The 13,110-nt window shown below is 38.5% G+C and carries 8 protein-coding genes; 6 read left to right on the top strand and 2 right to left on the bottom strand.

From position 1 onward, the window contains the following. Positions 1 to 9: 9 nt before the first annotated feature. Both DWW23_RS13525 and DWW23_RS13520 read right to left on the bottom strand, forming a co-directional pair. A complete protein-coding gene (locus DWW23_RS13525; protein WP_122353814.1) occupies positions 10 to 444 on the bottom strand; it encodes a dCMP deaminase family protein in 435 nt (144 codons plus the stop codon). An 85-nt stretch (positions 445 to 529) separates the two neighbouring features. Continuing rightward, positions 530 to 2,605, bottom strand: coding sequence for a M3 family metallopeptidase (locus DWW23_RS13520; RefSeq protein ID WP_122353813.1), 2,076 nt, complete (start codon positions 2,603 to 2,605; stop codon positions 530 to 532). Positions 2,606 to 3,204: 599 nt separating this feature from the next. Between DWW23_RS13520 and DWW23_RS13515 the strand changes: the two genes are divergently transcribed. From DWW23_RS13515 to DWW23_RS13490, 6 genes are all read left to right on the top strand, one after another. Further along, positions 3,205 to 5,139, top strand: coding sequence for a glycogen debranching enzyme N-terminal domain-containing protein (locus DWW23_RS13515; protein WP_122353812.1), 1,935 nt, complete (start codon positions 3,205 to 3,207; stop codon positions 5,137 to 5,139). Positions 5,140 to 5,151: 12 nt separating this feature from the next. Next, the gene (locus DWW23_RS13510) at positions 5,152 to 6,414 is read left to right on the top strand and encodes a glycosyltransferase (RefSeq protein WP_122353811.1); all 1,263 of its coding nucleotides are present in this window, start codon (positions 5,152 to 5,154) and stop codon (positions 6,412 to 6,414) included. Positions 6,415 to 6,444: 30 nt separating this feature from the next. Continuing rightward, entirely contained in the window at positions 6,445 to 7,752 is a 1,308-nt protein-coding gene (locus DWW23_RS13505) for a glycoside hydrolase family 57 protein (RefSeq protein ID WP_122353810.1), read from the top strand. Between the two features lie 129 nt (positions 7,753 to 7,881). Then, positions 7,882 to 8,463, top strand: a complete 582-nt coding sequence (locus tag DWW23_RS13500) for an RNA polymerase sigma-70 factor (RefSeq protein WP_122353809.1) — start codon at positions 7,882 to 7,884, stop codon at positions 8,461 to 8,463. A 67-nt stretch (positions 8,464 to 8,530) separates the two neighbouring features. Then, positions 8,531 to 9,523, top strand: coding sequence for a FecR family protein (locus DWW23_RS13495; protein ID WP_158583186.1), 993 nt, complete (start codon positions 8,531 to 8,533; stop codon positions 9,521 to 9,523). Between the two features lie 105 nt (positions 9,524 to 9,628). After that, positions 9,629 to 13,099 carry a TonB-dependent receptor gene (locus DWW23_RS13490; protein WP_233564333.1) on the top strand — a complete coding sequence of 1,157 codons (3,471 nt, stop codon included), beginning with the start codon at positions 9,629 to 9,631 and terminating at the stop codon, positions 13,097 to 13,099. Positions 13,100 to 13,110: the final 11 nt, after the last annotated feature.

The raw sequence follows: 13,110 nt of genomic DNA, 5'->3' as shown, positions 1-13,110 counted from the left end.
ACGTATATTTTATTCGTTTATATCAATATAATCTATGCTAATACCTGCACGTTGCAATAAATTGCATCCGTCTTCCATCCGATACTTCTCTGAATATACAACACGCTTAATACCTGATTGGATAATCAGTTTGGCGCATTCTATACAAGGTGCCGAAGTAACGTAGATTGTTGCCCCTTTGCTGCTGTTTGAAGATGCCGCCACTTTTGTTATGGCATTAGCTTCGGCATGTAACACATAGGGCTTGGTTACATTATTTTCATCTTCACAGATATTTTCAAAACCGGCAGGTGTCCCGTTGTATCCATCGGAAATAATCATTTGGTCCTTAACTATCAGTGCACCGACCTGTCGCCGTTTGCAATATGAATTTTCGGCCCAGACTGCGGCCATTCTCAGATAACGTTTATCTAATTCATATTGCTTTTCTGTTTTTTCGCACATTGTTTACCTGATTTTGTACTTATTATTTTAGCTAGCAAAGGTAAATATAATTGATTTAACTATTGTATGTTTAGCTATTTTTATATCAATTGCTATTTGCTTTCGGTTCAGCCTGTTTAATACCGTTTCGTATAAGCAGGGCATCGATGGTCGGCTCCTGTCCGCGGAAGCGTTTATACAATATAGCCGGGTCTTCTGTTCCTCCTTTCGACAGGACGTTTTCACGGAATGATCGGGCTGTTTCACGGTTGAATATCCCGGTTGTCTTGAAAACGGAGAAAGCGTCTGCATCCAGCACTTCTGCCCATTTATATCCGTAATATCCGGCTGCATAGCCTCCGGAGAAGATATGACCGAAACTGCTGCTCATCAATGTTCCGGAAACTTCCGGAACAATAACGGTCTGTGCCCATGCCTGCTTCTCGAAAGCGATAACATCTCTATCAAATGGTTCTGTCCGGGTATGCCATGCCATATCCAGCATACCGAAACTCAGCTGGCGGCAACAGAAATATCCTGTGTTGAAATTGGCGGCATCGACTAGCTTGCGGATAAGCTCCTGAGGTATCTTTTCTCCTGTCTCGTAATGTACGGCGATCTGATCCAGGAATTCTTTTTCCGTCAACCAGTTTTCCATAAGTTGGGAAGGAAGTTCTACAAAGTCGCGATACACGTTCGTACCGGACAGGCTGGCATATTTCCCTTTGGCGAACATGCCGTGCAGCGCATGCCCGAACTCATGCAGGAGGGTATTCACTTCGTCGAAAGTCAGTAAGGACGGTTTGGTTTCTGTCGGACGCGTAAAGTTCATAACAATGATGATCTGTGGACGGCTGTCGTTACCATCGGCTTCGTTGTATTGCTCTTTGATACTGTTCATCCAGGCTCCCGATTGTTTACCGTCGCGTGGATGGAAGTCTGTATACAGGATAGAAAGAAATTTACCGTCGGCGTCATATACTTCGTAAGCATCGACTTCCGGATGGTAAACAGGAATTTCTTTGTTTTCCCTGAATGTGATTCCGTACAATTGTGTTGCAAGTCCGAAAACACCGTTTTTAACATTATTCAGTTCGAAGTACGGACGCGTCATCTCGTCATTTACATTGAAACGGATGTCTTTCAGCTTTTCGGAATAATAACTCCAGTCCCAGGGCATGACGGTGATATTCTCTTTTTCAATCCCCATCGCGAAGCCCTGAACGGCATTGTATTCATTGATAGCAACCGGTTTATAAGCTTTTAGTAATTGTTCCAATAGTCTATATACGTTGGTCGGTGTTTTAGCCATCGTTCGTTTGAGTGAATATTCTGCATAGGTGTTGTGTCCCATGAGCCGGGCTATTTCCAACCGGATGTTGACGATCCGGCGGATAATCTCTTTGTTATCATATTCATCCCCTTTATTTCCGATGCTCATATATTTCCGGTACATAGCTTCACGCAGAGGGCGTAGAGCCGAATAGCGCATGAAGGGAATATAACTGGGGGCAGACAGGTTGAACAGCCAGCCATCTTTCCCTTTTTCCTTTGCCCTGTGTGCTGCCGCTTCGCGGATGCTTTCGGGAAGTCCGGTCAGATCTTTTTCTTCTGTGAGGAGCAGTTCGTATCTGTTTTTGTCTTTCAATGCATTCTGGTCGAAGGTTAGCGTCAAGGTACTTAGCTCTGAACTGAGTTTACGATATTTCTCCTTGTCTTCCTGACTTAAATTTGCTCCGCGTACGCAGAATGATTCGAACGTATCTTCCAGTAATTTGGCGTCTTCCGTTGATAAGCTTAGCTGTTCCTTTTGTCCGTAAATATTTTTAATACGTGCGAACAGTTTCTCGTTGAGAAATATATTATTGGAACTTTCCGATAATTTCGGGGAGACTTGTTGTGAAAGATCCATCATTTCATCATTAGCTTCTGCATTAAGCACATTGAAGAATACTGAACTTACTTTTTCAAGTAGCTTGCCACTCCTTTCCAATGCAACGATTGTGTTTTCGAAAGTAGCAGGTTGTTCGTTTTCTGCTATCTCCTGAATTTCTTTTTCCAGTTGTTTGATTCCTTCATCGAATGCAGGTTCGTAATGCTCGATCTTTATGTCGTTGAAAGGAGGTGTTGCAAACGGAGTATTATATTGTTGAAAGAATGGATTATTTACTGTTTGTGTCATATCTCTTATACATTATATATTATATTACTTGATTATTTCCCTGATATTTCTTTTTAAGGTGCAAATATGGAAAAAATACCTGGGTTATAGAATAATTCCCCTGTAGATTTCCTATTCGATTCGTTATCTGTTTGCCTATCGATAATTGTGGGCAGACTTGTTTATAATTATCGACAAGTTTACCTATAATTGTCGACAGGTTTACCGACAATTATCGACAAGCAATTACAATGTGAAGAAATAGTCTTCATTACATACGATTCTTTGTTTTATAACCCGTAGAATAAATATTTTGTTTTCGTAATCAAGTGTAGTTGTCCGAAAGTAATGAAATTCGAACCTTTTTAGAGCAAGTCTAAGATATTCATAGTGTGGTGTATTTGATGTTTTTAACAACTTAGTATGTGTTTGACAACACATCTCTGGTCGTGCTACATTTTCTAATCGGTTATTTATCAATATCTTCGTTGTTTTAAAAAAATAGAGTTTCTAAATAAATATGAAAGCTAGTTTGTTTTTTTAGTTTTTAAGTGATACATTTGGTCTGGATATCATATCATTTTAATTATATAAGCATAAACTTAAAACCAAATACAAATATGAGTTATCTTAAATTTGACAAAACAGTAATGATAAACCTGGAGGAGTCGTTGACTCGTGAAGTACTCCGAACCAACCGGACGGGGGCTTATCATTGTACGACTGTTGTGGATTGTAATACAAGAAAATACCACGGATTACTCGTTATGCCTGTGCCCGAGATAGACGACGATAACCATGTGTTGCTTTCTTCACTGGATGAAACAGTGATCCAACATGGTGCGGAGTTCAACCTGGGTTTACATAAATACCAAGGGGATAACTTTAGCCCTAAGGGACATAAATATATCCGCGAGTATAGCTCAGATACAGTTCCACGTACACTCTATCGGGTTGGAGGGGTTATTTTTTCAAAGGAAAAAGTATTTTCTTTGTATGAAAACCGCATCATGATCAAGTACACTCTTGAAGACGCCCATTCTGCAACTACCCTCCGTTTCCGCCCTTTCCTTGCTTTTCGTAGCGTAAAATCACTAACCCAGGCTAACGGGAATGTGAATCAGTCGTATACAGAAGTACCCAACGGGATAAAGACTTGCATGTATCATGGATATCCGGAATTATATATGCAGTTCAATAAGAAAGTGAAATTTGTTTATGAACCTTATTGGTATAATGGGATTGAATACCCGAAAGAACAGGAGAGAGGTTATCCGTATAAGGAAGACCTGTATGTCCCCGGTTATTTTGAAATTCCTATCAAAAAGGGAGAATCGATCATATTCAGTGCCGGTGATAGTCCGGTTGCCACTACGCGTTTGAAGAGTTTGTATGAAAACGAGGTGAATGCCCGTACGCCGCGTACCAGCTTCTTTAACTGTCTGAAGAACTCGGCACAGCAATTTTATTTCCGTCCGAAAGAAGACGATGCTTATCTGCTGGCCGGCTATCCGTGGTTCAAAGTGCGTGCAAGAGACTTGTTTGTGGCACTTCCCGGTTGTACCCTGTCTATTGCCGATCCGGTGCGTTTTGAAAAGATTATGCACACAGCCATGCCGGCTGTGAGGGCTTATATGGCTGAAAATAAACCGGATGCAGTTATTCGTGAAATAGATGAACCAGATGTGTTCCTGTGGGCTATCTGGGCTATACAACAGTATGCCAGAGAGGCAGGTCTCGAACGTGCCAAAGAACTGTATGGAGAATTTGTGAATGAGATATTAGAGTTTATCTCCGGGCAGAAACATCCGGATATGAAGGTGATGGAAAATGGCCTGCTATTTGCCAATGGCCGCGATAAAGCGATTACCTGGATGAACTCGACCATAAACGGTAAACCTGTTGTACCTCGTTCCGGTTATATAGTAGAGTTTAATGCCCTGTGGTATAACGCTCTTTGTTTCTATACAGAATTGATGGGCGGCGTGCCAATCGAAAAATACGATAAGCTGATCAAGGCAATGGATATTTCTTTCCAGGAAACATTCGTGAATGGATATAACTATCTGTTTGATTCGGTGAATGGTTCTATTGTGGACTGGAGTGTACGTCCTAATATGATCTTTGCTGTTTCTGTTCCTTATTCTCCGTTGACGAGAGTTCAGAAACGCAGCGTCGTAGATATCGTTACGAAAGAACTGTTGACACCTAAAGGACTGCGTTCGCTTAGTCCGAAGAGTGAAGGCTACAGACCTTATTATGTCGGTCCGCAATACGAGCGTGATCAGGCTTACCATCAAGGTACGGCATGGCCCTGGTTATTGGGAGCGTATCTGGAAGCTTATCTTCGGGTATTCGGAAAGAGTGGTGTCTCTTTTGCCGAACGTATGTTGATAAGTATGGAGGATGAAATGTCATTGCATTGCATCGGTACTATACCGGAGTTGTTCGATGGTAACCCACCGTTCACCGGTCGTGGTGCTATTTCGTTTGCAATGAATGTGGCCGCTATTCTCAGGGTAGTGGATTTATTGAAGAAGTATAACGCCGAATAAAACAAGTACCAGATGAAAGCATTGATGTTTGGATGGGAATTTCCTCCGCATATCCTGGGAGGATTAGGAACGGCCAGTTATGGACTGACCAGAGGCATGGCTATGCAGCCGGATATGGATATAACATTTTGTATACCGAAACCCTGGGGCGATGAAGACCAGAGTTTTCTTAAAATCATAGGAGTTTGTAATGTCCCGATCGTGTGGCGCGATGTAGACATGGAACATGTGAAAAATCGCTTGTCCAAGTTTATGGACCCACAGAAATATTTTGAATATCGTGACCATATATATGCAGACTTCAGTTATCGTCATGTGAACGACCTGGGGTGTATGGAATTCTCCGGACGTTATCCGGATAATTTGCTGGAAGAGATTAATAACTATTCCATTGTAGCCGGTGTAATTGCCCGTACAGAGCAGTACGATATAATACATGCACACGACTGGCTGACTTATCCGGCCGGTATCCATGCAAAGAATGTCAGCGGTAAGCCTCTGGTGATTCATGTGCATGCAACCGATTACGACAGAAGTCGCGGTAATGTGAACCCGGATGTATATGCTATCGAAAAGAACGGTATGGATAATGCCGATCATATTATGACTGTTAGTAACCTGACTCGTCAGACGGTAATTGAAAAATATCATCAGGACCCGTCGAAAGTAACGACCGTTCATAATGCAGTGGAACCAATGAGTCCCGAAATCCTGGCTATCCAGGATAAGAAGGGAGTGAAAGATAAAGTGATCACGTTCCTGGGACGTATTACTATGCAGAAAGGCCCTGAATATTTTGTGGAAGCAGCTGCTAAAGTGTTGGCTAAAGCTCCGAAAACACGCTTTGTGATGGCTGGTAGCGGTGATATGATGAATAAGATGATCCGTTTGGCGGCTGAACGCAATATTTCCGACCGTTTCCATTTTACCGGATTTATGAAAGGTAAACAAGTGTACGAAGTGCTCAAGGCTAGTGATGTGTATGTAATGCCTTCTGTATCAGAACCGTTTGGTATATCTCCGCTTGAAGCCATGCAATGTGGTGTCCCGTCTATAATTTCAAAACAGTCGGGTTGTGCGGAGATTCTGGACTATGCGGTGAAGGTGGATTATTGGGATATTGAAGCGATGGCTGATGCCATGTATTCTATTATTACCTATCCGGCTATGCATGAATTCCTGAAAGTGGAAGGAAAGAAAGAGGTAGATAATATCAAGTGGGAATATGCCGGACAGAAAGTTCGCCGTATCTACGAACAAGTGATTAATAAATAACGACAAGACAAAAATTAAAACAATTATATTATGAAAACGATCTGCTTTTATTTTCAGATACATCAGCCGTTCCGCCTGAAAAGATACCGTTTCTTTGATATCGGAAACGACCATTATTACTATGATGACTTCCAGAATGAAGAAATTATGCGTCGTATAGCTGAACGTTGCTATTTGCCGGCTAACAAGGCAATCCTGGAAATGATCAAAACAAGTGGTGGCAAATTTAAAGTTGCATTCTCTATTTCCGGTTTGGCTTTGGAGCAGATGGAGATCTATTCTCCGGAAGTGATCGATAGCTTTAAGGAGTTGGCAGCTACAGGCAATGTGGAATTCCTGGCTGAAACATATGCTCACTCGCTGGCTTCTTTGGGCGAGAATATCGAAGAGTTTCAGGATCAGGTAAAGAAACATAAGCAAAAGATACACGACCTGTTCGGTGTAAAACCGAAAGTGTTCCGTAATACAGAGTTGATCTATTCAGACGATATTTCTGATGCAGTTTATAAGATGGGTTTCAAGGGTATGTTGACTGAAGGTGCAAAACATATTCTGGGATGGAAGAGTCCGAATTATATGTATAGCTCTTGTATACAGCCTCAATTGAAACTGCTGTTGAAGAACGACCGTTTCAGTGAAGATTTATCTTTGCGTTTCAATAACTATAACTGGAATGAATATCCGTTGACTGCAGATAAATATATTTCATGGATCGCGGCTACTCCGGATTCGGAACAGATTATAAATCTGTTTATGAATTATGAAGTGTTGGGTTCTTTAAATCCGGCAGAAACTGGTATATTCGATTTCTTTAAGGCATTGCCTCGTTTCGCAGCTGACAAGGGAATCGGTTTCTCTACACCATCGGAAGTGTTTGCTTTACTGAAACCGGTTGATTCGATTTCTGTTCCTTATCCGATGTCATGGGTTGATGAAGAAAAGGACTGCAGCTCCTGGTTAGGTAATGTCCTGCAACAGGAAGCATTCCATAAGATTAATAGCATAAGCGAACGTGTTGGCCTGGTAGAAGAACGTCGTATTAAACAAGACTGGAATTATTTGCAGAGTAGCGATCATTTCTTCTATATGAGTACGAAGCATGGAAATAGCGGTTTTAGTCCGTATGATAATCCGTATGATGCATTCAATAACTATATGAATGTTTTATCTGATTTCATTGCCCGTGTAAATGCTCAGTTCCCGGAAACAATCGAAAACGAGGAACTTAACTCACTTCTTACAACAATCAAGAATCAGGGAGAAGAGATTGAAGATCTTCAGAAAGAGCTTGAAAAGTTGAAAAAGAAAACAACAACGAAGAAGAAAACGGAAGCTTGATTTTATGGAAATGAATTGCGTTACAAGACTATAAATATAAAAAGGGGTATGCTTTTTAAGCATACTCCTATTTTGTTTAGGTATGTTGAATCTTAATAGATTTAGGTTGTTTATCAGTTCTGGAATGACATGGATGAGTTTGATTTGGTGCAAGGAATAAAACAAGGGGATAACGATGCTTATAAATATCTGTTTGAGCGTTATTATCCGATTTTATGTCAGATTGCATATGAATTTGTTGAAGATGACTTTATTGCACGATCGATCGTAAGTGATGTTTTTTTTAAGTTGTGGGAAAGAAGAGAGACTATTCATATAGATAAATCTATACAACGTTATTTGATAAAATCTGTAAAGAATGCTTGTCTGGATTATTTAGATGCAAATGCTTATAAAAAAGAACATTCATGTAGTCGGGAGTTGAGAGATTTACTTTTTGAAACCATTGCAGATGAAAATATTACTCCTTTGGAACACTTGAATTCCAGTGAATTAGAAAATCGTATAGAGACTCTGTTGTCTTCTTTATCGGAAGAGACCAGAAATGTTTTTATATTGAATCGTTTTCATGATATGTCTTATTCTTTAATATCTGATAAATTAGGTATATCTATTAATACAGTAAAGTACCATATGAAAAAGGCATTGGCGTTTTTTCATGCCAATTTGAAAGACTATCTAAAGATACTTCTTATCATTATGTTTAAATAAAAATAAAAAAGCCACTACCCTATTGTACATAAATTTCGTCTTAATTATAAAAGACAGAATTATGTACATGAAAAAACAAGATATAGACCAATTGATAATTACTTTTTTAGAACATTCCATATCAGAAGAAGATGTGGAACGTCTCTTTATGTGGGTGAATGAGCAAGAGGAAAACAAACAATATTTACTATCTTACCAGAAGGCAAATTTAGTCACAGATTTTTGGAAACAAAGCAGGTATAATGGTGATCTGGCATATCAACAATTTTTGAAACGTCAGAAGAATACGCAGAAAAAAGTGTTTGTGCATCATTTGCGATCTTTTATGAAATATGCTGCTGTATTATTTTTTTGTGTGTTTATCGGATTTTATTTCTATCACTATTTAGGTACAAGTGTTCATAAGGCAGAAGAGTTTATTGTTTGTGTACCTAATAGTAAGCATTCATTTTTCTATTTATCGGATAGCACTGAGGTCTGGTTGAATTCCGGTAGTGAATTTAAATATACTTCTGATTATGGAACCAAAAACAGGGAAGTCTATTTAAAAGGAGAGGCCTATTTTTGTGTGAGAAAAAATCAACAGCTACCCTTTATTGTTAAAACGGACTCTGTTTCAGTCAGAGTATATGGTACTAAATTTAGTATTCGTAACTACTCTGATATGGAAATCGTAAAAGTCGCTTTGCAGGAAGGTAAAATTGCATTAAATCTTGAGTCTGAAAAAGATCAGTTGTTTGTTCAACCTGAAGAAGAAATCGTTTATAGAAAAGGACAGTCAGGGTATAGCAAAAAATATATTGATATTCATAAAGTGGCAGATTGGAGAAGGGGAATTCTTCGTTTTGATATGGAACCATTGTCTGATATTATACAAACTCTTAGGCGACAGTATAATGTAGAAATTCAAATGGAAAGTACGACTTATAATCAAAAAGTCTTTTATGGTAGTTTTTCAGTTAATCAATCTATTACGGAAATACTGGATATTGTAAGTAGTAGTCTTGATCTTCAATATGTATATAGAGATAATGTATATAGTATTTATTCTAAAAAATAAAAGAGTATGGAGAAATTAGTTTAAGAAATCAATTGTAAAGGAGAGAGAAAAGGCTATGATAGCAATAGTATTTAGTTAATCTATTTATTTGTAATTTAATAAAATATGAAAACACACTATTTTCGAAGGGAAGTGAGAGCCTATTGGAGGGCGAGGAGCTTTGGGAGTGCGATAAGGCAGTTCTTTTTTATTATTATTCTGATGTTTTGGGCACAAAATGTTTTGTGTAAAAATGTAGAGGCATTAACTACCGTATTAAGTGTAGATTTACAAAAAGTGACGATTAAGGATGTTTTTTTGTATATAGAGAATAAAAGTGATTATTCTTTTTGGATTGATACAGATGTCATTTCTTTAGATGATGAAGTGTCTGTTTCTTTAGAAAATAAATCTGTGACTCAAATATTGGATTACGTATTAAAAGACAGGAGTTTGAGTTATGAGATCAAAGGAAAACATATCATTATAAAAAAACAAGTAGCTACGAAGGAAAAGACTGAAATAAAAAAGCTTATCCAGCAACCTGTTGATAATAAATATGTAAAAGGACGAGTGGTTGATGCTATAACTCAAGAACCTGTTATAGGAGCCAATATTATAATAAAAAATACGACTACAGGTGTTTTGAGTGATGTGGATGGATATTTCTCTATTCGTATGCCAAATGAGGAAAAGGAATTAACTCTTGTTATTTCCTATATAGGCTATTTTACCCGAGAGATTTCGGTGAAGGAAAGCCAAAGTGTAGAAGTTGAATTAGAAATTAAGGCAGAACAACTGGAAGAGGTACAAATAGTAGCTTATGGTGCACAAAAAAAAGTAACGATTACAGGTGCAATTTCATCTATAGATACTAAAGCATTAGTAAAATCTCCTAGTTCCAGTGTCGGAAATATATTGGCAGGAGCAGTGAGTGGGGTATCTTCTGTACAGGTTTCCGGCCAACCCGGAGCTGAAGATCCAGAAATATTTGTTCGTGGAACCGGCTCTTTATCTGTAGATGCTTCTCGCCCATTGATTTTAGTAGATGGAGTAGAACGTTCTTTCTTTCAAATGGATCCGAATGAAATAGAGAATGTTACAGTTCTGAAAGATGCATCGGCAACAGCCGTATTTGGTGTGAAAGGAGCTAATGGAGTTATTCTGGTAACAACAAAGAGGGGAGAAAAAGGTAAAACGTCTATATCGGTGACTTCATCGGCCGGTTTGACTCATGCGATCCGACATTTATCTATCGTGGATAGCTATAAGCATGCTTTGTTGTATTCGGAGACAGAGTTGAATGATAATCCCTCTTTAAAGCCGGAAGAACTTACATTTACTCCTTTTGTTACCCAAATGTTTAAGGAAGGAAAAGATCCTCTTATCTTTCCAAGCATTGATTGGGAAAGCTATATAACGAAAAAATATTCTTGGCAAACCCAGCATAATGTGACGCTTACCGGTGGTACGGATCGAGTTCGTTATTTTGTCTCTTTAGGATATATGTATCAGAATGGGATGCTGAGAAAATTTGAAGAGACTTATAATCCTAATTACACTTATAGCCGTTATAATTACAGATCAAACTTAGATATTGATGTAACTAAGACAACGTTAGTCAAAGTCAATATCGGAGGTCGTGTAGGGGTGACTAATGAACCTAAAAATACAGATTTGTGGCGTTCTATTATCTGGGGACAACCTTTTGGTGGTGCGGGTATTGTGGATGGAAAGTATGTGAAGAGTAGTGATTATTATATTCCATTATCTAAAGATGATGGCTTGAGCCGATATTATTTGTATGGATATGATAAATCGACTCAAAACGTTTTAAATTTTGATATTACAATTAATCAGAAACTCGATTTTATAACAAAAGGACTTTCAGCGGAGGTAAAAGCTGCATATAATACATCGTATTATTTTAAGAAAAGCCGGGCTAACAATGCTCAAGACAATTATATAGCTCTTTATAAAGGGACAATTGATGATCCGACAATATCGATAACAGATCCAGGTTTTGATAAGACAGTTGTATTTCGTCACTTAGGTGCAAAAGACGTTCTTTCTTACAGTGAGTCATATGGAAAAGATAGAGACTGGTATGGTGAATTCAGCCTACGTTATAACCAGCAATTCGGTGACCATAATGTATCTGGTTTGTTACTGTATAACCAGCAAAAAACATACTATCCTTCGGTATATACAGAAATACCAACCGGATATGTCGGGTTGGTAGGTAGAGTTACTTATGATTACAAAACCCGTTATATGATTGATTTGAATATGGGATATAATGGTTCTGAAAATTTTGCTCCGGGACTGCGTTATGGCTTTTTTCCGGCAGCATCTGTCGGTTGGGTAATGACGGAAGAAAAGTGGATGAAAAATCAACGAGTATTGGACTACTTGAAATTGAGGGCTTCTTACGGATTGGTGGGTAATGATAAATTTTCCGGATATCGTTTTTTGTATCTGGCAGGAAGTTTCGATCCTAGTACTGGTAGTTATGGATATAATTTGGGTACAACTTCTACTATTCAACCGGGAGCAATAGAAAAAACATTAGGAAATCCGGATGTGACTTGGGAAACTTCGGCAAAACAAAATTATGGAGTGGATATTAAAACTTTGGATTCCAGATTATCACTTTCTGCTGATTTCTTTTATGAAAAACGTCGGGATATATTGTCTCAACGTAAAACTATTCCTTCGATTATTGCAGTCGATCTCCCTTTGGTAAATATAGGTAAGGTGGATAATTATGGTTATGAATTGTCTTTGAGATGGCAAGATCAGGTTAATAAGTTTAATTATTGGACAGGTTTCAACGTGTCGTTTGCACGGAACGAAGTAAAATATTTTGATGAGGTGGAACCGAATGAACCTTATATGGCTCAGACCGGGCGTCCTATCGGATTGAATTACGGGTATATTTTTGATCGCTTTTTTTCTGAAGACGATTTCGATGCAGATGGAAAATTGAAAGATAATATTCCTGTCCATTCTGTAGATGCTAAACCAGGGGACGCTATGTATAAAGATTTAAATCATGATAATGTAATAGACAGTGATGATAAAACTTATTTTGGATATAGTGCTCGTCCGGAATATATATTTGGTTTGTTAGGTGGTTTTTCCTGGAACAATTTTGATTTTTCGATGCAGTGGACAGGTGCTACGAATGTGTCGAGATTATTGCAAGTTGAATATCGTACTCCTTTCGGAACAACGAATGATCGTGGTCTTTTGGAGTATATGGCCAATGAACGCTGGACACCGGAAACGGCAGAAACAGCTACTATGCCTCGTTTTACATTTGCTAATAAAGTCCATAATCAGCAAACATCCAGTCTATGGTTGTGGGATGCCTCTTATATCCGGTTGAAAAATGTGGAATTGGGATACAATATGGCTTTGCCTGGATTGAAAAAGCTAGGGATTCAATCGCTACGTATTTTTGCGAATGGATATAACTTATTAACCTTCTCAAAATTGAAGAAGTTGGATATCGATCCCGAAGGAAATACGGGTAATTCTTATAATTATCCAAATATTCAGATTTTTAATTTGGGTTTCAACGTGAAATTTTAAACTTAGATCTT

It is taken from the genome of Parabacteroides sp. AF14-59 (assembly GCF_003479515.1).
GTDB lineage: Bacteria > Bacteroidota > Bacteroidia > Bacteroidales > Tannerellaceae > Parabacteroides > Parabacteroides faecis.
This window is presented reverse-complemented; position numbering and strand designations above follow the sequence as displayed.